The following is a 21,031-nucleotide window of genomic DNA, read 5'->3' as shown; positions in this document are numbered from 1 at the left end:
CAATGGCTTACACAAATTTCACCGTTGAGACCGACGCAGACGGCATCGCACTCGTCACCTGGGACATGCCCGGCAAGTCCATGAACGTCTTCACCGCCGAGGTGATGGATGAGCTGAGCGCCATCATCGACGCGACCGTCGCCGATGCGGCCGTCAAGGGCGTGGTCTTCACCTCGGGCAAGTCCTCCTTCTCCGGCGGCGCTGATCTGTCGATGATCAAGTCGATGTTCTCGCTCTATCAGGATGAGAAGGCGAAAGACCCGGCTGCTGCCGCGCAGAAGCTCTTCAATCTCGTTGGGCGTATGACGGGCCTCTTCCGCAAGCTCGAAACCTGCGGCAAGCCGTGGGTCTCTGCGATCAACGGCACCTGCATGGGTGGCGCTTTCGAGCTGTCGCTCGCCTGCCATGGCCGTGTCGCATCGAGCGCCAAGAGCATCAAGATCGCGCTGCCGGAGGTCAAGGTCGGCCTTTTCCCGGGTGCCGGCGGCACGCAGCGCGTCTCGCGCCTGACGGATGCTCAGTCCGCCCTCCAGATGATGACGACGGGGCAGTCGCTGACGGCGGCACGCGCCAAGGCGATGAACCTCGTGCATCAGGTGGTCGAGCCGGACCAGCTGGTCCCGGCCGCCAAGCAGATGATCAAGGACGGCCTGAAGCCTGTGGCTCCCTGGGACGAAAAGGGTTTCAAGGCACCGGGCGGCGGCATCTGGACGCCTGCCGCAGCCCAGCTCTGGCCGGCCGCACCGGCCATCCTGCGCCGCGAGACGTCGGGCAATTATCCGGCGGCGCTTGCCATCCTCAAATGCGTCTATGAAGGCCTGCAGGTTCCCTTCGATACCGGCCTGAAGATCGAGCAGCGTTATTTCACGCATGTTCTGCAGACCACCGAAGCCTATTCGATGATCCGCTCGCTGTTCATCTCCATGCAGGAACTCGGCAAGGGCGCCCGCCGCCCGGCAGGCCAGCCGAAGACGGAGCTGAAGAAGGTCGGCATCGTCGGCGCCGGCTTCATGGGCGCGTCCATCGCCTATGTCACGGCAGCTGCGGGCATCCCCGTCACGCTCATCGATCGCGACATCGAAGCCGCGGCCAAGGGCAAGGGCGTCGGCGAGGGGCTGGTAAAGGATTCGATCGGTAAGGGAAGGTTGACGCAGGAAGAAGGTGCCGCTCTGCTCTCCCGCATCACGCCTTCGGCCGATTATGCCGATCTCAAGGATGCCGATCTCGTCATCGAAGCCGTGTTCGAAGATCGCGAGGTCAAGAAAGCCGTCATCGAGGCCGTCGAAGCCGTGCTGCCGGCAGGCGCTATTTTTGCCTCCAACACATCGACGCTGCCGATATCAGGCCTTGCGAAGAATTCGCAGCGCCCCGTCGATTTCATCGGCGTCCACTTCTTCTCGCCGGTCGAGAAGATGATGCTGACCGAAGTCATCCTCGGCAAGGAAACGGGTGACCGTGCCATCGCCGTCGCGCTGGACTACGTAGCCGCGATCAAGAAGACTCCAATCGTCGTCAACGACACGCGCGGCTTCTTCGTCAATCGCTGCGTTTTCCGCTATATCCACGAAGCCTATGACATGCTGATCGAAGGCGTGCCCGCTGTCATGATCGAGAATGCCGCCAAGATGGCCGGTATGCCTGTGGGACCGCTGGCGCTCAACGACGAAGTCGCCATCGATCTCTCCTACAAGATCCTGAAGGCGACTGTTGCCGATCTCGGCGAGAAGGCGGTCGACCCGCGTCACATGCAGCTGGTCACCGGTCTCGTCGAAGGCGAGGGTCGCTTGGGCCGGAAGAATTCCAAGGGCTTCTACGACTATCCGCCGAAGCCGGCCAAGAAGTCACTCTGGCCGGGCCTCAAGGATCTCTATCCGCAGAAGAAGGCCGATGAGGTCGATGTCGGCGTGCTGAAGCAGCGCTTCCTCGTCACCATCGCGCTCGAGGCGGCCCGCACCATGGAAGAGGGCATCGTCACTGACCCGCGCGAGGCTGATGTCGGCTCCATCCTCGGCTTCGGTTTCGCCCCCTACACCGGCGGCGCGCTGTCCTACATCGACGGCATGGGCGTGAAGGCTTTTGTCGATCTCTGTGAAAAGCTTGCGGCATCCTATGGCCCGCATTTCAAGCCGACGGCGCTGCTGAGGGACATGGCCGCGAAAGGCGAGACTTTCTACGGACGCTTCGATCCCTACCGTGTCGAAAAGGCCGCTTGAGACAAGCAGTCATCCATCACGACAAATAATGGGCCGCTCCTGTCGGGAGCGGCCCTTTTCGTTCGTCCTCTGCTTGAGCTCATCAAACCGAGGAGGATGACATGATCGAGATCATCGGCAATCGCGACGAGGCAGAGGCCATCAACACAACGCTTGCAAGCTGGGCTTCTGCTCTTGGCAACAAGGATGCAGCGGGTGTGGTTCGGCACCTGAGCGACGATGTCGTCAGTTTCACTCTGGCGGCACCTTTGGTGCACAAGGGCAAAGGCGAAAAGGGTCTGGAAGGCTGGTTTTCGACGTGGGAAGGGCCGATCGGCGGCGATGCCGTCGATGTCAGGCTGACTGTCGGTGGTGATGTCGCCTTCTGGACCGGCCTCGTGCAGATGACCGGTAAGAAATCAGATGGCTTCGAGGTCGATCTATGGTTTCGCCAAACGCTCGGCCTCAGAAAGGAGGCCGGAGTCTGGACGATCGTTCATGAGCACACGTCGGTGCCGTTTGCGATGGACGGCAGCGGCCTTGCCGAGCGTGGTCTCAAACCGTAAGCATATTCTTACGCAATGCTTAAGGGCTTTTCCCGGCCGGCGCGCAGTGCAAGTACGCCCCAGCCGACGAGCAGAATGATGGCTGCAGCATAGATATCGGCGGCCTCGGCAAATCCGAGCGCTCTGGCCAGGAAGCCTGCCAAGATGGCCGGCAGGCTGAAGGCGAGATAGCTCTGAATGTAGAAGGCCGAAAGCAGCCCGGCGCGCTCGTCCGGTTTTGCCAGCGGCATGATGCTGCGTACCGTGCCGAGGAAAGTCGCCCCGAAGCCCGCGCCGGCGATCACCGTTCCCACCGCAAGGATCGACACCTCAGCCGCATGCACGCCGGCAACGACCGTCAGCACCCCGAGTGTCATGCTCGATATGCCCAATGTCATTGCGGTCTGCGCGGATCTCTTACGCAACAGAAACACCGCGCTTGCTCCGCTGATTGTCAGGGCCGCGACCACGGAGCCACCGACGAGCGGCGCCGTGCTGCCTGTGGTAACGCTCACGAGTGAGGGAACCAGCGACAGATAGAAGCCGCCAAGCGCCCAGACGGCGACGTTGATCGGCGTTACCGCCAGCAATGTCCGACGCACCTGCGGCGGCACGGCCACTTCCGGCTTCAACGACGCAAGCAACCCGGCACGACGCTCAGTCGTTTCCGGCACCAGCCAGAGCAGGACAGCCTGCAGGACGAGCAAGGCGAGCGTGACGAAATAGACAAGCAGGGTCGGCGCCGGCGCAAACTGGACCAGCAGGCTCGTGCCGAGCGCGCCGATCGCCATGCCCGCAAGCGGTGCAAGGCTGTTGGTGATCGAACCCTTGATCGGGTCGAGGTCGATGAGCGCAGCTCCGATGGAGCTTGCCGCGGCGCCCGTTGCCAGGCCCTGGACGATGCGTGCGGCAATCAGCCAATTCGGCCCCTCGGCCATTAAAAACAGCGCCATCGCCACCATATTGAGGAGGATCGAAGCGAAGATCACCGGGCGGCGGCCGAGATGGTCAGAGATGGAACCGACGATGAGCAAGGCGGCGAGGAGCGCAAAGGCATAGACGGCGAAGATCACCGTGATCAGCACCGGCGAGAAGGCGAAGGCCTGCTGATAGAGACGGTAGAGCGGCGTCGGCGCGGAAGAGGCGGCGAAGAACAGGGCGCTGGTTGCGGCGTAGAACAGTGGCGCAAAGCGTCTGGCCGGAGAAATTGGCAAGCTGGAAGTGGATTCGATCGTGGGCATCGACTATATCCTGGCTTAAAGCTAAAAGATTGCGTTAGGCGGATATAGGATGCCCGGCGCACAAAAGCAAATAATTTGCGTTAGTGAATGGCGCGCACCTGTTCGCTGACGGCAAAAGGGAAAGATTGGCAGACTTATGGGCCACAGAGAAAATCCCCGCCCCGGCGGGCGCAGTGCCAGAGTACAGGCGGCCGTGCATCAATCCGTCCGCGAAATGCTATCAAAGATGGATCGCGCCGATGTGACGATCCCGCTCATTGCCCAGCGCGCCAATGTCACACCATCAACCATTTATCGCCGCTGGGGCGATCTTCAAGAGCTTCTGGCCGACGTCGCCGCCTCGCGCCTGCAGCCGGAAGGCGAGCCGGCCAGGATCGGCAGTGCCCGCGAGGACCTGGAGGCCTGGGTCGAGCAATATGCCGACGAAATGGCCTCCGGCGTCGGACGGCAGATGCTTCGTGATGTTCTAGCAACCATCGACGGCGCAAATGCGGAAAAATGCAGCGGCTACACGCAGCAACAGCTTTGCGTCTTGATCGCGCGCGCCAGGGAAAATGGCGAGCCCTTCCCGAGCCTGGGAGAGCTGATGGATCACCTCATCTCGCCGATCATATACCGCATCCTCTTTGATCAGGCTTTCGACGCGGGCTATGCTCGCGAGCTTGTCGCAAGGGTCATGCGAAAGTCTAACGCTTAAATCTTGGTCGCTTATGCCCGATGAGCCGCCCAGAAGCTCTCCAAGGGTGGGCTCGTCAGCTTCCGCCGGATTGCGCGCAACTGACGAACAGGTAAACCCGGAAGTGCATGGTTAAATTGTCTAACCTATGGATTTATCTTGGGATATGCGCGCTCTAGCAGAGCCCTATGCCAATTCGCTGTTGAAAAATAAGGAAAAAGATGGTGCTAATCATCGCCAGTGAATTCAACGGCAACGCGAAGGGGACTGCTCAATGCTTAATGAATTCAAGGCATTTATCGCCCGCGGCAATGTCATGGATCTCGCGGTCGGCGTGATCATCGGCGGCGCTTTCGGCGGCATCGTGAAATCGCTGGTTGACGATATCATCATGCCGATCGTCGGTAGGATTTTCGGCGGCTTCGATTTTTCGAACTACTTCATCGGCCTTTCCTCGGGCGTCAATGCGCCGACGCTTGCCGCCGCCCGCGCTCAGGGTGCCGTTCTCGCCTACGGCAACTTCATCACTGTCCTCATCAACTTCCTGATCCTCGCCTGGATCATCTTCCTCATGGTCAAGGGCGTGAACACGCTGCGCGCCCAGGTCGAGCGCAAGGAAGAGAAGGTTGCCGAAGCAGCGCCGCCGCCGGCCGACGTCCAGCTGCTGACGGAAATCCGCGATCTTCTCGCGAAGCGCTGACACACCGCGTTCAATCTCTCTGAAAGCCTCGATCCCGCAGGGGTCGAGGCTTTATTCATCACGAAAATCGATCGGTTGCTAAGGCAAAGTCATGGGATTTGTCCGGCGCTCTGCTTTATGAAGGCAGAAACCGGAGATCATGCATGTCGATACTGAACAGCCTCAGCCCGCGCGCGCTCGCAGCACCCGAAAGCGGGATCGTTGAAGTGGTCAATTATGCCCGCGGCCGCGATGGCCTGCTGCCGCTCTGGGTCGGCGAGGGCGATCTGCCGACGCCTGATTTCATCAACCGTGCCGCCATGGCCTCGCTCAACGCCGGCGAGACCTTCTATACCTGGCAGCGCGGCATTCCGGAGCTGCGCCAGGCGCTTGCCGATTATTATGGCCGGCACTTCGGCACCTCGCTGCCGATGGAGAATTTCTATGTCGTCGGCTCCGGCATGCAGGCGATCCAGCTTTCCGTGCAGGCGATCACCTCGCCGGGCGACGAAATGGTTTACCTGACGTCGGCCTGGCCGAATATCGCCGCCGCTCTCGAGATCGCCGGTGCGCGCTCGGTCGGCGTGCCGCTGCAGTTCGAAAACGGCAAATGGTCGCTCGATCTCGGGCGCCTGGAGGCGGCGATTACGCCGAAGACCAAGGGTCTCTTCATCAACACTCCCTCCAATCCGACCGGCTGGACGGCAACCCATCAGGATCTCCGGGATATTCTGGCGCTGGCGCGCAAGCACGGCCTCTGGATCATGGCCGACGAGATCTACGCGCTATACTATTATGCCGGCGGTCGCGCGCCGAGTTTCCTGGACATCAAGGATGCCGACGACAAGATCCTCTTCGTCAACTCCTTCTCGAAAAACTGGTCGATGACCGGCTGGCGTGTCGGCTGGATCGTCGCACCCACAGAACTCGGGCAGGTGATCGAGAATCTCGTGCAATATTCGACCTCCGGCGTCGCGCAGTTCATGCAGCGGGGCGCGGTCGCCGCCCTGGACGAAGGTGATGACTTCGTCCGTTCCAACATCGCCAAGGCGACCCGCTCCCGTGACATTCTTTGCGACGCGCTGATTGCGACCAATCGCGTGCACACGCTGAAGCCGGATGGCGCGCTCTATTCGTTCCTTAAGATCGATGGCGTCACCGATAGCCGCGGGGCCGCGCTCGACATCGTCGACAAAACCGGTGTCGGCCTGGCGCCTGGAACCGCCTTCGGGCAGGGCGGCGAGCTTTTCATGCGCGCTTGCTTCCTGCGCGATCCGGCAAAGATCGCCGATGCGGCCGAACGTTTGAGCCGGTATATTTTGAGTTTGTAGGGGCGGCCGCCATATGCTGCGGCTCGCAGCTTTCGATTTGCATGGTCCGCACACTCTCCGCAGCGTGCCGAAGCTCCGATCAATAAAATCCAATCAAACCGCGAAAGCCCCCGCTAACCATTCCCTCAATCTTCCCCGCGCTGCCGCCCGCTTTTAATCAAATTGGCAAGAGGCGCAGCGCCATATATCGCCGACAAGACTTGGCGGGGACGCGAAGAATGACGGTGTTGGTGACGGGCGGAGCCGGCTATATCGGCAGCCATATGGTCTGGAAGTTGCTGGACGCGGGCGAGGACGTGGTGGTCATCGATCGCCTGTCCACTGGTTTTCGCTGGGCGGTTCCGCCCGCCGCCCGTTTCCATCTCGGCGATATCGCCGATGAAGCGCTGTTGCAGACGATCTTCGCCGAAAACGATATCGATGCCATCATCCATTTTGCCGGCTCGGCCGTCGTCCCGACGTCGATCGAAGATCCTCTCTCCTATTACGAAAACAATACCGGCAAGACCCGCATCCTGATGAGCGCCGCCATCAAAGCCGGAATCCGTCATTTCGTCTTCTCCTCCACCGCTGCCGTCTATGGTCCGCAGCCGGCGGATCAGCCGGTCAGCGAAAGCGTGTTGCTCCGGCCGGAATCTCCCTATGGCCAATCCAAGCTCATGTCGGAGCTGATGCTTCGCGATGCTGCTGCGGCCTATGATTTCGGCTATGTGGCATTGCGCTACTTCAATGTCGCCGGCGCCGATCCGGAAGGGCGAACCGGTCAATCGAGCGAGAGTGCCACCCATCTCGTCAAGGTTGCCTGCGAGGCGGCGCTCGGTCGTCGCCGTCAGGTGGATATCTACGGCACGGATTATCAGACGCATGATGGAACGGGCGTTCGCGACTATATTCACGTCAGCGATCTCGCCGAAGCGCATCTCCTGGCGTTGCGGCATCTGCGTAGCGGCGGCCGGTCGCTGGTCGCCAATTGCGGCTACGGTGCAGGCTATTCAGTGCTCGACGTGCTCAATATGGTCATGCGTGTGCATGGTCGCGCCTTCCGCATCCATATCGCGCCGCGCCGGCCTGGCGATGCCGCCAGCGTCGTTGCCGACGCAACGGTGGCACATCGCGAGTTGGGCTGGTCGCCGAAATACAACAGCCTCGAAACGATCGTGCGCTCGTCGCTGGATTGGGAACTCCGTCTTGCCCAGCGCTCCGGATTCGATGCCAGCGGGCTGCAGAAGGTCTTCGCGGCCCCAAGCTTCTGATAGTCGTCAGCCGTCGGTCGCTCTCCAGGGTCCGAGAAAGGCCGGCGCATTCAGGCGTACGGCCTCCATCAGGAAATCGATGACCGTGCGTACACGCGGCGACTGGCGCAGGTCGCGATGGCATGTGATCCAGTAATGGCGCCTGAGATCCACCTCCTGCGGCAGCACGACCTGCAGATCCGGATGCTTGCCGGCAATGAAAAATGGCAGCACGCACAGCCCCAGGCCGCTCTTTGCCGCCGTCAGCTGTGCAAAGATGCTCGAGCTCTGAAATTGCGGTTTGATGCGGGGGTGGACGTCGCCGAGATAATCGAGGCCCGGCGCAAAGATCATATCCTCAATGTAGCCGATGAAGGCGAAGTCAGGCAGGCCGTCGCGGCTTTCGATCGGCGGATGGCGGGCGAGATAGTCCAGCGATCCGTAGACCTGCAGATGATAGTCGGTGAGCTTCTCGGTGAAGTAGGGGCCGGCCTTCGGCGGGTCGAGCACGACGACGATATCCGCCTCCTTGCGCGAGAGCGACATGATCTGCTGGATCGTAATCAGCTCCAGCGAAATGTTCGGATGCTTGGCGGTGAACTCCGGCAGCACGCCCGTGAAGAAGAAATTGGAAAAACCCTCCGGCGCGCTGATGCGTACCACGCCGCGCTGCGCCGCCGATCCGGCCGAAAGATCCGCGCGAAGACGCTCAGTTTCCTGCTCCATGCGCTCGGCCGTGTCGATGAAACGCTGGCCCATGGCCGTCAGCATATAGCCGCGCGGATTGCGTTCGAAGAGCTTGACTTTCAAGGCGAATTCTAGTCGGTCGATGCGGCGTGAAACGGTGGCGTGACTGGTGCGCAGCTGCCGGGCAGCGGTCGAGAGCTGCCCCGTCCGCGCCACTGCGAGAAAGAACTGCAGGTCGTCCCAGGTAAAATGCGGCGCGTGCTTCATATCTCTCCCTGCTGTTCAAAAATGAACAGACACTGTTTGGAATTAGTTTCAATCACGACTTGCGTCAACGCGCGAATTCCGTGATCTTGCCGTCGGGAAAAGTCGTTTTGAGGAAAGCGACTGGCCAATTTTGAACAGATTCATTTTTGCCAAATCTCTGGGAGGAGAGGATATGCGAAAGAGTCTTATTGCATCCCTGGCATTTCTGCTTGCAGCGAGTACCTCGGCTTTTGCCGCCGGCGCTTCGGATGGTGTCGTGAAGATCGGCATCCTGAATGACCAATCCGGCGTATACGCCGACTTCGGTGGCAAGTCGTCGGTGGAAGCCGCCAAGATGGCCGCGGAGGATTTCGGCGGCAAGGTTCTGGGCGTGCCGATCGAGATCGTCAATGCCGATCACCAGAACAAGCCCGATATCGCCTCCAACATCGCCCGCCAATGGTATGATCAGGACAAGGTCGATGCGATCATGGAGCTGACGACCTCCTCGGTCGCGCTCGCCGTGCAGGCCGTCGGCAAGGAAAAGAAGAAGATCGATATCGTCACCGGTGCCGCCACGACGGATCTCACCGGCAAGCAATGCTCGCCCTATGGCTTCCACTGGGCCTATGACACGCATGCTCTTGCCGTCGGCACCGGCGGCGCGCTGGTCAAGCAGGGTGGCGACACCTGGTTCTTCCTGACTGCAGATTATGCATTCGGCTACTCGCTGGAGCAGCAGACGAGCGATTTCGTTAAGGCGAACGGCGGCAAGATCTTGGGTTCCGTCCGCCATCCGTTGTCGTCGAACGACTTCTCGTCCTTCCTGTTGCAGGCACAATCGTCAGGCGCCAAGGTCATCGGCCTTGCCAATGCCGGTCTCGATACCGCGAATGCCATCAAGCAGGCTTCTGAATTCGGCATCAGCCAGAGTGGCCAGCATCTGGCGGCGCTGCTCTTCACGCTCGCCGAAGTTCATGGTCTCGGCTTGAAGGCGGCACAAGGCCTGACCTTGACGGAAGGCTACTACTGGAACCTCGACGACAAGAGCCGCGAATTCGGCAAGCGCTTCTTTGCCCGCACCGGCAAAATGCCGAATATGGTCCATGCCGGCACCTATTCCGCCGTGATGCAATATTTGAAGGCAGTCCAGAAGGCCGGCACGGATGATACCGATGCCGTGGCCAAGGAACTGCATGAAATGCCCGTCGACGACTTCTTCGGTCGTGGCGGCGCGGTCGGCGCCAACGGCCGCATGATCCACGACATGTATCTGCTTCAGGTCAAGAAGCCCGAGGAGAGCAAGGAGCCGTGGGATTACTTCAACGTGCTGGCGACGATCCCTGGCAAGGAAGCCTATATTGATCCGGCCAAGAGCGGCTGCGACCTCGTCAAGCAATAGGGCTGCGACCGGCCTATGACGATGTCAGCGACACATCCGCATGAAGCGCCCCGGGTGGTCTTGTCCGCCCGGGGGTTGCGCCGGGATTTTGGCGGCTTCACCGCCGTCAAGAATGTCGATCTCGACGTGCATCACGCCCGCGTTCACGCGCTGATCGGCCCGAACGGCGCCGGCAAGACGACGGTGTTCAACCTGCTCACCAAGTTTCTGCAGCCGACGCATGGCACGATCACGCTGCTCGGCACCGATATCACGCGGACACGACCCGACAAGGTTGCGCGCATGGGCCTCGTGCGCTCCTTCCAGATTTCGGCCGTCTTCCCGCATCTGACAGTGCTGGACAATGTCCGTGTCGCCCTGCAGCGGCCAAACAACCTTGCGCACCAGTTCTGGCGGTCGCTGTCGTCACTCGACAGCCTCAATGCCCGTGCCGAACAGCTTATTGCCTCCGTGGGTCTCTCGAAGGAACGCAACGCTGTCGCTGCCGATCTTTCCTATGGCCGCAAGCGCGTTCTGGAGATCGCGACGACGCTTGCGCTCGATCCGAAGGTGCTGCTGCTTGACGAGCCGATGGCCGGCATGGGGCTGGAGGATGTGAACACGGTCTCCGCCATCATCCGCGACGTTGCGCGCGACAGGGCTGTGCTCATGGTGGAACACAATCTCTCCGTCGTTGCCGATATTTGCCATCATGTCACAGTCCTGCAGCGCGGCGAGATCCTGGCTCAGGGCGACTATGCTACCGTGAGCCGCGACCCGCGCGTCCGGGAAGCCTATATGGGCACTGAGGAGGCTTGACGATGGCGCCGCTTCTGGAAGTTCAGGGCCTTAATGCCTGGTATGGCGAAAGCCATATCCTGCATGGCGTCGACATGCATCTGAGCGAAGGGGAAACCATCACCATCCTCGGCCGCAACGGCGTCGGCAAGACGACGACGCTGCGCACGATCGTCGGCATCGTCCGCGCCCGCAAGGGCAGGATCGCCTTTGCCGGCACGGACATGATGCAGGTGCCGCTGCACAAGACGGCGCGCCATGGCATCGGTTTCGTGCCGGAAGAGCGCGGTATCTTCTCGACGCTCAGCGTTTATGAAAACCTGATGCTGCCGCCGGTCGTCGCCCCTGGCGGCATGACGCTCGACGAGATCTTTGAGCTGTTTCCCAATCTGCATGAGCGGCGCAACAGCGTCGGCACCAGGCTCTCGGGTGGTGAGCAGCAGATGCTCGCCATGGCCCGCATTCTGCGCACCGGCGTTCGCATGCTGCTGCTCGACGAGCCGACCGAGGGCCTTGCCCCCGTCATCGTCCAGCGCATCGGCGAAGTCCTGCAGAAGCTGAAAGGCCGCGGCATGACCATATTGCTTGTCGAGCAGAATTTCCGTTTCGCCAGCCGCATCGCCGATCGCTTCTATCTGATGGATCACGGCCAGATGGTCTCGGAATTTCCGGTCGGCGAATTGCAGCAGCGCATGGATATGCTGCACAAGGTCCTGGGGGTCTGAGCCATGACGACGATATTCGGCATCCCTGCCCAGGCCCTTCTCGGTCAATTGCTGATCGGCCTCATCAACGGCTCCTTCTATGCGCTCTTAAGCCTTGGTCTCGCGATCATCTTCGGCATGCTGCGGGTCATCAATTTCGCCCATGGCGCGCTCTATATGCTTGGGGCTTTCACGGCCTATCTGCTGCTCGCCTATGCCGGTATCGGCTACTGGCCGGCCCTCATTCTGGCACCACTGATCGTCGGCCTGTTCGGAGCGCTGGTCGAGCGGCTCTGCCTGCGCCAGCTCTACAAGATCGATCCGCTTTACGGGTTGCTCTTCACTTTCGGCATGGCGCTGACCATCGAGGGAACCTTCCGCTATCTCTACGGCTCCTCCGGCCAGCCCTATGCCGTTCCGACGGAATTGGCGGGCGCGAAAAATATCGGCTTCATGTTCCTGCCCGTCTATCGCGGCTGGGTGGTCATCGCCTCGCTGATCGTTTGCATCGGGACCTGGCTTCTGATCGAGAAGACCAAGCTCGGTGCCTATCTGCGTGCAGCGACCGAGAATTCCGTGCTTGTGCAGGTTTTCGGCGTCAACGTGCCGGTGCTGCTGACGCTTACCTACGGCTTCGGCGTAGCGCTTGCCGCCTTTGCCGGCGTGCTGGCCGCACCGATCTACCAGGTGTCGCCGCTGATGGGATCGAACATGATCATCATCGTCTTCGCGGTGGTCGTCGTCGGCGGCATGGGCTCGATCATGGGCGCGATCGTTACTGGCTATATGCTCGGGGTTGCCGAGGGTCTCACCAAGGTCTTCTATCCGGAAGCCTCCAACATCGTCGTCTTCGTGATCATGGCGATCGTGCTGCTCCTCAGGCCCGCGGGCCTCTTCGGTCGGGATGCGTGATATGGCTGGAGTAACCACATTGAAATCCACGTCACGGCCGGCTTTATCGGTACAGAAGCTGCTGCTGGTTCTCGGCCTCGTCGGATTGATCTGGGCGCCATTCTTCATCTACCCGATTTTCGTCATGAAGGTGCTCTGCTTTGCGCTTTTCGCCTGCGCCTTCAATCTGCTGCTCGGCTATGCCGGCCTGCTGTCCTTCGGTCACGCCACCTTCTTCGGCGGTGCGGCCTATTTCACAGCCTATGCGGTGAAGGAATGGGGTGTCCCGCCTGAGCTCGGCATCTTGATCGGCGTTGCCGGTGCGTCCCTGCTCGGTCTCGTCATGGGCTTCGTCGCCATCCGGCGGCAGGGCATCTATTTCGCCATGATCACGCTGGCGCTGTCCTACATGTTCTATTTCTTCTGCTTGCAGGCCAAGTTCACTCAGGGCGAGGACGGCATTCAGTCGGTGCCGCGCGGCTACCTCCTCGGTGTCCTCGATCTCAGCAACGCCTTCAACATGTATTACTTCGTTCTCGCAGTGTTTCTGATCGGCGTTCTGATCACCTGGCGCTTCATCAATTCACCTTTCGGCATGATCCTGAAATCGATCCGCGAGAACGAGCAGCGGGCGATCTCGCTCGGCTATTCCGTCGCACATTACAAGCTCGGCGCCTTCGTCATGTCGGCGGCGCTGGCGGGGCTCGCCGGAGCGGTCAAGGCGTTGGTCTTTCAGTTCGCGACGCTGACCGATGTCGCTTGGCAGATGTCCGGCGAAGTCATCCTCATGACCCTGCTCGGCGGGATCGGCACGCTGATCGGTCCGATTTTCGGAGCGGGGTTGGTGGCGACGCTGGAGAATTATCTCGCGACCTCGGAATTCCCGGTCACCATCATCACCGGCATCGTCTTCATGGTTTGCGTCCTGCTCTTCCGCCGCGGCATCGTCGGTGAATTCTATGCCTCGCGGCTCGGACGGAAACTGGGTTTTGAATATCGGCGGTGACTATCCATCTTCCTTCTCCCTGTCCTGAGCTTGTCGAAGGGGCGGGGAGAAGGTGCCCGAAGGGCGGATGAGGGGCCTGCATAAATTGCCGGTGAACACGGAATTTGCCGGACCTGCTCGCCCATCACCCCACCCCTCTCCGCGCGCGCGGGGAGAGGGGACGACAGAGTTTTTGGAATGGATCGCTTCGACTACATCATCATCGGCGCTGGCAGTGCCGGTTGCGTGCTTGCCAACCGGCTCTCGGCTGACCGCAACAGCAGAGTGCTGCTCTTGGAAGCGGGCGGCAACGACAACTACCACTGGATCCATATCCCGGTCGGCTATCTCTATTGCATCAACAATCCCCGCACCGATTGGTGTTTCACCACGTCGGCGGAAGCGGGCCTGAACGGCCGGTCGCTGAACTATCCGCGCGGCAAGGTGCTCGGCGGCAGCTCCTCCATCAACGGCATGATCTACATGCGTGGCCAGGCGCGCGACTACGATCTCTGGCGGCAGCTCGGTTGCGCGGGCTGGGGCTGGGACGACGTGCTGCCCTATTTCATCAAGTCCGAGGATCACTATCGAGGCAAGGACGAGATGCACGGCGCCGGCGGCGAATGGCGGGTCGAAAAAGCGCGTGTCCGCTGGGCCGTGCTGGACGCCTTCCAGGCTGCAGCCAGAGAGGCCGGCATCCCGGAAACGCCGGATTTTAATCGCGGCAACAATGAAGGATCGGGCTATTTCGACGTCAACCAGCGCTCCGGCATCCGCTGGAACACGACGAAGGCCTTCCTGCGCCCGGCCATGAAGCGCGGCAATCTGACCGTCTATACCAAGGCGCAGGTTCGTCGCTTGATCGTTGAGGGCGATGCCGTGACCGGTGTCGAATTCCTGCATGACGGCGTGGAGAAGCGCGCCTATGCAAGCAAGGAGACCGTACTGTCAGCCGGCTCCATTGGCTCACCGCATATTCTCGAACTGTCAGGCATCGGCCATGGCGATGTGTTGAGCAAGGCCGGCATCGAGGTCGTGCGCGAGGTCAGATCCGTCGGCGAAAATCTGCAGGATCATTTGCAGCTTCGCATGGCTTACAAGGTGACCGGCGTTCCCACGCTGAACGAGAAGGCGACGAGCCTCATCGGCAAGGCGGCGATCGGCCTCGAGTATCTCGTTCGCCGCTCAGGCCCGATGGCGATGGCGCCGAGCCAGCTTGGTATCTTCACGCGCTCCGGCCCCGACAAGGAAACGCCGGATCTGCAATATCATGTGCAGCCGGTCTCGCTCGACAAGTTCGGGGATCCCGTGCATCCCTTTCCGGCGATCACCGCCAGCGTCTGCAATCTGCGGCCCGAAAGCCGTGGCTCGGTGCATGTGCGCAGCCCCGATTTTGCCATGCAGCCGGCCATCAGCCCGAACTATCTCTCCGCTCAGCGCGACCGGGAGATCGCCGTGCGCTCCATTCGCTTGACGCGGCGGATCGTGGCGCAGCCCTCGTTCGCCCGGTTCAGACCCGAGGAATTCAAGCCCGGACCGGCCTATGAGACGGACGCCGATCTGGAGCGGGCTGCCGGCGATATCGGCACGACGATTTTCCACCCGGTCGGCACATGCCGCATGGGCGGCGACGCGCAAAGCGCTGTTGATCCCCGCTTGCGGCTGCGAGCGTTGTCGGGGCTTCGCATCGCCGACGCCTCCATCATGCCATCGATCACATCAGGCAACACGAATTCACCAACCATCATGATCGCCGAGAAGGCAGCCGAGATGATCCTTGCCGACAATCGATGAAGGCTTATTCATGAGAGCAGGTCCAGGAAAAGTGCGGAGCGGTTTTCCGTCCGGAGTTGCGCTAAGACAAAGAGCTAGAACGGCGCGGCGTTTCCATGAAATGCAAACCGTTCTGGCAGCAGGGACAGGAGATTTGCATGGATAGCACCGACGAGGTCATCATCGAGCGGCGCGGATCGGCCGGCATCATCAGGCTCAACCGCCCGAAGGCGCTGAACAGCCTGACATTGCCGATGGTGCGGACCATTGCTCCGGCCTTGGAGGATTTCGCCGCCGACCCCGCGGTCGCGAGCGTCATCGTCATGGGCGAGGGAGAGCGCGGCTTTTGCGCCGGCGGCGACATTCGCCTGCTGCACCGGAGCGGCAGGGAGGGGTCCGATGAAGCGGAAACTTTCTGGCGCGAAGAGTTCCTGCTCAATCATGCCATTTCGCGCTATCCAAAACCCTATGTAGTGCTGATGGACGGCATCACCATGGGTGGCGGCGTCGGCCTCTCGGCGCATGGCAGCCATCGCGTCGTCACCGAGCGCACCCGCCTTGCCATGCCGGAAACCGGCATCGGCTACTTCCCGGATGTCGGCGCCACCTGGTTGCTGCCGCGCGCGCCGGGTGAAGCCGGCACCTGGATGGGGCTGACCGGCCTTACCGTCGAGGCAGCCGATGTCATCCATGCCGGTTTTGCCGATCATTATGTCGCGTCCTCGGCGCTGCCGGCTCTCGTGGATGCGATTGCGGCGCTGCCCGCCGCCACCTCTGGCGCAGAGGTGCACGCATTGATCCGCACGATGGCTTCGGACGCTAGCGAGAGCCGGCTTGCGGCAAACCGCAATGTGATCGACCGCACGTTCTCGGCAGACACGGTGGAAGAGATTCTAACGGCATTGATGGCTGAACCCGGAGAGTTTGCCGCAGAAGCCGCCGGCGTGATCGCCAGCCGCTCACCGACCAGCCTGAAGCTGACCTTGCGGCTGCTGCGGGCAGGGCGAACAAGCGCCAATCTCGCCGAATGCCTCAATCGGGAACTCGGCGCCTGCAAGGGCATATTGTATAATCACGATTTCTACGAAGGCGTGCGCGCCGCTGTTATCGACAAGGATCGCAATCCGAAATGGTCTCCGGCGAGCCTTTCTGAAGTGGCTGCTGCCGATATCGACCGCTTTTTCGCACCGCCGCAGCCGCCGCTTTTCGCGAACTAGGACGGTTCAGCTCACCACTGAATTTCCGAATCGCTCTATCTCACCACTTTAAGCAATTCCGGAACGGAAAGCGGATCTGCATCTTTCCCGGAATTGCTTCAACCGATCATGGGAGGAAAACATCATGACACGGATCGCATTCATCGGCCTCGGCAATATGGGAGGCCCGATGGCCGCCAATCTCGTCAAGGCGGGCCATGCCGTCACGGGGTTCGACCTCTCGCATGATGTGCTGAAGGCTGCCGAGGCATCGGGAGTGAAACCTGCCAGCGTGCTGACTGAGGCTTCGGCGGACGCGGAAGTGGTCGTGACCATGCTGCCGAAGGGCCAGCAAGTCATCACCGTCTGGACAGACGTGTTGCGGTCCGTGCCCAAGGGAACCCTGTTGATCGACAGCTCTACCATCGATGTCGACAGTGCCCGCAAGGCGCACGCCATGGCTGATGATGCCGGCTGCCTCTCGCTCGATGCGCCGGTGTCCGGCGGCACGGGTGGTGCTGCGGTCGGCACGCTGACCTTCATGGCCGGAGGCTCGACCGAGAGCTTTGCGACGGCCAAACCCCTGTTGGAAGTGATGGGCAAGAAGATCGTCCATTGCGGCGATGCCGGTGCCGGCCAAGCCGCGAAGATCTGCAACAACATGATCCTCGGCATTTCCATGATCGGTGCCTGCGAGGCCTTCGTGCTCGGCGAAAAGCTCGGCCTCTCGCATCAGGCCCTGTTCGACGTCGCCTCGACGTCGTCTGGCCAGTGCTGGTCAATCAACACCTATTGTCCCGTGCCCGGCCCTGTGCCGACTTCGCCTGCCAACCACGACTACAAGCCCGGCTTTGCAGCTGCCCTGATGCTCAAGGACCTGCGGCTGTCGCAGGAGGCGGCTCTGTTGAGCGGCGCATCCACGCCTCTGGGTGCGGAGGCGGCACAGCTCTATGCACTCTTCGAAAAACTCGGCAATGGCGGCCGCGATTTTTCTGCCATTATCGAGATGTTCCGGGAGGCGAAGTGAGTATTGATAGTAAAAGTTGAACCAGTTGAGGGCTAGGGTGAGGGGCTTTACCGAAACGGCGACCCCAACGAATAGCCGCAACTCACCGCCACATGCCCCGCATCCGCGCGCCGACATCGACGCGCACCTCTCGCGCACGAATGGCGGCGGGGCTTTCGGCGCGCGCTTGCGGCCAGCCGCAAACCTCGAAGAACTGCAGCAATGTCGCCGGGATGAAGCGTGTGCGCGAGGCAAAGACGTGTTTGTCCCCCTGCGCGTGCTGGCCGTGCACGAAGAAACGCTGCGGAATAACGAGATCGAGATTGTCCTTGGCCCGCGTCATGGCAACATAAAGCAGCCGCCGTTCCTCTTCGATCTCGGCGGATGATCCGACGGCGAGATCGGCGGGAATGCAGCCGTCGACGGCGTTGAGGATGAAGACCTTCGTCCATTCCTGCCCTTTGGCGGAGTGGATGGTCGACAGGATCAGATAGTCCTCGTCGAGCAGCGGCACGCCCGCCTGATCGCTGGTGGCGTCAGGCGGATCGAGCGTCAGTTCGGTGAGAAAGCGCTCGCGCGAGCCGTAGCCCGCGGCGATCTGTTCGAGCTGGATTAGGTCTGCCTGGCGCGTGGAAGCATCTTCATGCGTCCGTTCGAGGTGCGGCTCGTACCATTGGCGCACCAGGCCGATTTCCGCCGGCCATCCGGCCTTGCCGCTTTTGACCTCCCGCATCGTCTCGACGAAGGCCGTCCAGTCGTCTCCCGTGCGCGGAGGTGGCGGCAGTTCGGCCAGCGCCGTGATCGGGCTTGCCTCTTCGCCGATCTGGTCGAGCACGCGCTGTGCCGTGGAAGGGCCGACGCCGGGCAGGAGTTGCATCAGGCGGAAGCCTGCCACACGGTCGCGCGGGTTTTGGGCGAAACGCAGCGCCGCCAGCATGTCCTTGACATGAGCGCTGTCGAGAAACTTCAGTCCGCCGAACTTGACGAAGGGGATGTTGCGGCGGGTGAGCTCCACTTCCAGCGGTCCGCTATGGCTTGAGGTGCGGAAGAGCACGGCCTGCTGCTTCAGCCTCGCGCCGCCCTCGCGATTTTCCAGCACCTGATCGGCGATGTAGCGCGCCTGATCCGCTTCATCGCGCACCGTCACCAGCCGCGGGCGCTCCGTGCTCTGCCGCTCGGTGCGCAGGTTCTTGGTGAAGCGCTCCGAAGCAAGATCGATCACGGCATTGGCGGCGGCGAGAATAGGCTGCGTCGAGCGATAATTGCGGTCGAGCGTGACGATATCGGCCGATGGCGTGAAAGCCTTGGGGAAATCGAGGATGTTGCGCACGGTTGCGGCACGGAAGGAGTAGATCGACTGCGCATCGTCGCCAACGACAGTCAATCCTCGGCCATCTGGCTTCAACGCGAGGAGGATGGAGGATTGCAGCCGGTTTGTGTCCTGATATTCGTCGACCAGCACATGATCGAAGCGGCTGCCGATATCCTCGGCGATCAGCGGCTCCTGCAGCATATGCGCCCAGTAGAGCAGCAAATCGTCGTAATCGAGTACGTTCTGCACCTGCTTTGCCTCGACATAGGCGGCGAAGAGATCGCGAAGCTGCTGCTCCCACATCGCGCACCAAGGGAAGTAATCGCGCAGCACGCCATCGAGCGGCGCTTCCGCATTGACGGAGCGTGAATAGATGGCAAGGCATGTCGCCTTGGTAGGGAAGCGGTTCTCCGTCTTGGAAAAGCCGAGGTCGTGGCGCGCAAGGTTCATCAGATCGGCGCTGTCTTCCCGGTCGTGGATTGTGAAGGCCGGATCGATGCCGATCTGCTCGGCATAGTCCCGCAGCAGGCGCGCACCAATGCCATGGAACGTGCCGGTCCAGGCAAGCGCATCGGCGGTGATGCCGGCATTCGCACCCAGCACCTCGCGGCAAATCCGCTCGACCCGCCGGCCCATTTCCGCGGCGGCCCGGCGCGAGAATGTCATCAGCAGAATGCGGCGCGGATCCGCACCCTTGACGATCAGATGCGCCACGCGATGGGCAAGCGTATTCGTCTTGCCGGAGCCGGCCCCGGCGATAACAAGCAGTGGCCCGGCGACATGATCGTCAGATGCAGTCGTACCGTGCTCCACCGCCAGCCGCTGCTCCGGGTTCAGCTTTTCCAGATAGGCAGCGGTCATGAACTCTCCTGAACCTGTCGGATGAAGGATGGCTGGGCGCAATCCACGACGAATCGCATCGGCGAAATTATCCAGACGTTCTATGGATGTTCCGAATCGCGCAAGCCTGTCAAGATTGGCGGGGCAGCAACGCGGAAGTGACCTCTTGTGCAAGAATCTTATCCGGATTTGGTCAATTCAGGCTCGAAAACGGCGTTCGTCATCCTTATGTATTATTTCGACGCGGTATGTTGAGTTTTATGGCTTGGTAGTGCGTAGAACGAAGGTTTCAGGACATGAACGAAACGATTGCCACTAGGCTGCGTCTGCCTAGCGGGCTGGTGGCTTTGCCCGATGGGCGCTTCGCACTGGTGGAGATGGATACCAGCCGCCGCTGTCTGAAACTTTTCGAGACAAGCGGTGCATATCAGGAAATTTGCAAAATCGGCGGCACCCCGAGCGGGATTGCGATCGACGGTGATGGATGTTTCTGGATAGCCGACGGTCCGGAAAATTCTCTTGTCAGGCTATCGTCGCAGGGCCGCGTGCTGCAGGTAATCGAAGGTAGCGCCGACGGCCCGTTTCTTCATCCAAATGCTCTCGCTTTTGGCCCGGATGGCCTGCTTTACATGACCGATTCAGGCATCCGTCTCGACGACCTCCTCAAAGGCGGCCATATTCATCCCGATTTTTTCAAGGCAGCCTACAATGGCTGTGTCTATCAGATCGATCCTGCCGATGGCCGGGTCATCAGGGTACTGGCGGCAGGCCTGCTCTTTGCCGGCGGCATAGCCTTCGGCGCTGACGGGCTGCTCTATTACAGCGAGACGCTAACCGGGAACATCCACCGGCAGATCATTGGCGGGCGGCAGGAACTGTTCGTCCGATCGATGCCAACGCCTGCCATGAATATGCTACGCGGCCCGGCCGGTCTCGCCTTCGATCGCAGCGGAGTGCTCTATTGCGCGATGTATGGGCTGGGCGAAATCTCGCTTGTCGATACCGAGGGTAGAATGGCCGGCCATATCCGTACGGATGGTACGAGGCCGAGCAATATCGCCTTTACAGTCGATGGCAAGCATCTGCTCGTCAGCGAGCAGGAAAACGGTGTGGTTGAGAAGATAACGGCGCCGCGTCCGGGGCTACCGTTGCATATGCCGTCTATTTCCTAAAGCATGTCGCGCAAAAGTGTGCAGCGGTTTTGCGGTAACGGCATGCGCAACGTCAAAGGTCTAAAGCACGAGAAGCGGATCTGAAGGATCGCAACGCGCTTTGGAGCGGCTGGCGGACATGCCCGCAGCCGGGCATGTCCTGTT

At 61.0% G+C, this 21,031-nt stretch carries 18 protein-coding genes; 15 read left to right on the top strand and 3 right to left on the bottom strand.

Translation table 11 applies throughout. The annotated features are described in order from the left end of the window. Positions 1–2: 2 nt before the first annotated feature. Complete coding sequence (locus GA0061102_RS00275; protein WP_092842949.1) at positions 3–2,213, top strand: 3-hydroxyacyl-CoA dehydrogenase NAD-binding domain-containing protein; 2,211 nt, start codon at positions 3–5, stop codon at positions 2,211–2,213. Positions 2,214–2,314: 101 nt separating this feature from the next. Further along, entirely contained in the window at positions 2,315–2,758 is a 444-nt protein-coding gene (locus GA0061102_RS00270; protein ID WP_092842947.1) for a YybH family protein, read from the top strand. A gap of 8 nt (positions 2,759–2,766) precedes the next feature. Here the strand turns inward: GA0061102_RS00270 and GA0061102_RS00265 are convergent, their stop codons facing one another. Then, on the bottom strand, positions 2,767–3,978 hold the full coding sequence (locus tag GA0061102_RS00265) for an MFS transporter (RefSeq protein ID WP_092842945.1): 1,212 nt from the start codon (positions 3,976–3,978) through the stop codon (positions 2,767–2,769). A 136-nt stretch (positions 3,979–4,114) separates the two neighbouring features. Between GA0061102_RS00265 and GA0061102_RS00260 the strand changes: the two genes are divergently transcribed. From GA0061102_RS00260 to galE, 4 genes are all read left to right on the top strand, one after another. Then, positions 4,115–4,675: a TetR/AcrR family transcriptional regulator gene (locus GA0061102_RS00260; RefSeq protein WP_092842943.1), complete on the top strand. Its 561-nt coding sequence runs from the start codon at positions 4,115–4,117 to the stop codon at positions 4,673–4,675. A gap of 253 nt (positions 4,676–4,928) precedes the next feature. After that, positions 4,929–5,354, top strand: coding sequence for a large conductance mechanosensitive channel protein MscL (mscL, locus tag GA0061102_RS00255; RefSeq protein WP_092842941.1), 426 nt, complete (start codon positions 4,929–4,931; stop codon positions 5,352–5,354). Positions 5,355–5,497: 143 nt separating this feature from the next. Further along, positions 5,498–6,664: a pyridoxal phosphate-dependent aminotransferase gene (locus GA0061102_RS00250; protein WP_092842939.1), complete on the top strand. Its 1,167-nt coding sequence runs from the start codon at positions 5,498–5,500 to the stop codon at positions 6,662–6,664. 218 nt (positions 6,665–6,882) lie between these two features. Further along, on the top strand, positions 6,883–7,917 hold the full coding sequence (galE, locus tag GA0061102_RS00245) for a UDP-glucose 4-epimerase GalE (protein ID WP_092842937.1): 1,035 nt from the start codon (positions 6,883–6,885) through the stop codon (positions 7,915–7,917). A gap of 6 nt (positions 7,918–7,923) precedes the next feature. On the opposite strand, the gene GA0061102_RS00240 is transcribed toward galE, so the two are convergent. Next, positions 7,924–8,850, bottom strand: coding sequence for a LysR family transcriptional regulator (locus tag GA0061102_RS00240; RefSeq protein ID WP_092842935.1), 927 nt, complete (start codon positions 8,848–8,850; stop codon positions 7,924–7,926). Between the two features lie 172 nt (positions 8,851–9,022). Here GA0061102_RS00240 and GA0061102_RS00235 point away from each other — a divergent pair, with 172 nt between their 5' ends. The 8 genes from GA0061102_RS00235 to mmsB all read left to right on the top strand — a co-directional run bounded on the left by GA0061102_RS00235 (position 9,023) and on the right by mmsB (position 17,584). Further along, positions 9,023–10,231, top strand: a complete 1,209-nt coding sequence (locus GA0061102_RS00235) for an ABC transporter substrate-binding protein (RefSeq protein ID WP_092842934.1) — start codon at positions 9,023–9,025, stop codon at positions 10,229–10,231. Positions 10,232–10,246: 15 nt separating this feature from the next. Further along, positions 10,247–11,029: an ABC transporter ATP-binding protein gene (locus GA0061102_RS00230; protein WP_092842932.1), complete on the top strand. Its 783-nt coding sequence runs from the start codon at positions 10,247–10,249 to the stop codon at positions 11,027–11,029. A gap of 2 nt (positions 11,030–11,031) precedes the next feature. Next, positions 11,032–11,733, top strand: coding sequence for an ABC transporter ATP-binding protein (locus GA0061102_RS00225; RefSeq protein ID WP_092842930.1), 702 nt, complete (start codon positions 11,032–11,034; stop codon positions 11,731–11,733). Between the two features lie 3 nt (positions 11,734–11,736). Next, complete coding sequence (locus GA0061102_RS00220) at positions 11,737–12,624, top strand: branched-chain amino acid ABC transporter permease (protein ID WP_092842928.1); 888 nt, start codon at positions 11,737–11,739, stop codon at positions 12,622–12,624. 1 nt (position 12,625) lies between these two features. Continuing rightward, positions 12,626–13,609 carry a branched-chain amino acid ABC transporter permease gene (locus GA0061102_RS00215; RefSeq protein WP_092842926.1) on the top strand — a complete coding sequence of 328 codons (984 nt, stop codon included), beginning with the start codon at positions 12,626–12,628 and terminating at the stop codon, positions 13,607–13,609. 177 nt (positions 13,610–13,786) lie between these two features. Further along, positions 13,787–15,382: a GMC family oxidoreductase gene (locus GA0061102_RS00210; RefSeq protein ID WP_092842924.1), complete on the top strand. Its 1,596-nt coding sequence runs from the start codon at positions 13,787–13,789 to the stop codon at positions 15,380–15,382. A gap of 137 nt (positions 15,383–15,519) precedes the next feature. After that, the gene (locus GA0061102_RS00205) at positions 15,520–16,578 is read left to right on the top strand and encodes an enoyl-CoA hydratase/isomerase family protein (protein ID WP_092842922.1); all 1,059 of its coding nucleotides are present in this window, start codon (positions 15,520–15,522) and stop codon (positions 16,576–16,578) included. 124 nt (positions 16,579–16,702) lie between these two features. Beyond that, positions 16,703–17,584, top strand: a complete 882-nt coding sequence (gene mmsB, locus GA0061102_RS00200) for a 3-hydroxyisobutyrate dehydrogenase (protein ID WP_092842920.1) — start codon at positions 16,703–16,705, stop codon at positions 17,582–17,584. 82 nt (positions 17,585–17,666) lie between these two features. On the opposite strand, the gene GA0061102_RS00195 is transcribed toward mmsB, so the two are convergent. Next, positions 17,667–19,736: an ATP-dependent helicase gene (locus tag GA0061102_RS00195; RefSeq protein WP_092842919.1), complete on the bottom strand. Its 2,070-nt coding sequence runs from the start codon at positions 19,734–19,736 to the stop codon at positions 17,667–17,669. A gap of 275 nt (positions 19,737–20,011) precedes the next feature. Between GA0061102_RS00195 and GA0061102_RS00190 the strand changes: the two genes are divergently transcribed. Continuing rightward, on the top strand, positions 20,012–20,887 hold the full coding sequence (locus GA0061102_RS00190) for an SMP-30/gluconolactonase/LRE family protein (RefSeq protein ID WP_092842917.1): 876 nt from the start codon (positions 20,012–20,014) through the stop codon (positions 20,885–20,887). Positions 20,888–21,031 lie beyond the last annotated feature (144 nt).

Source organism: Martinezella miluonensis, from assembly GCF_900094545.1.
Classification (GTDB): domain Bacteria; phylum Pseudomonadota; class Alphaproteobacteria; order Rhizobiales; family Rhizobiaceae; genus Rhizobium; species Rhizobium miluonense.
The sequence above is the reverse complement of the archived record's forward strand: the minus strand, read 5'-3'. Positions and strand labels throughout refer to the sequence as shown.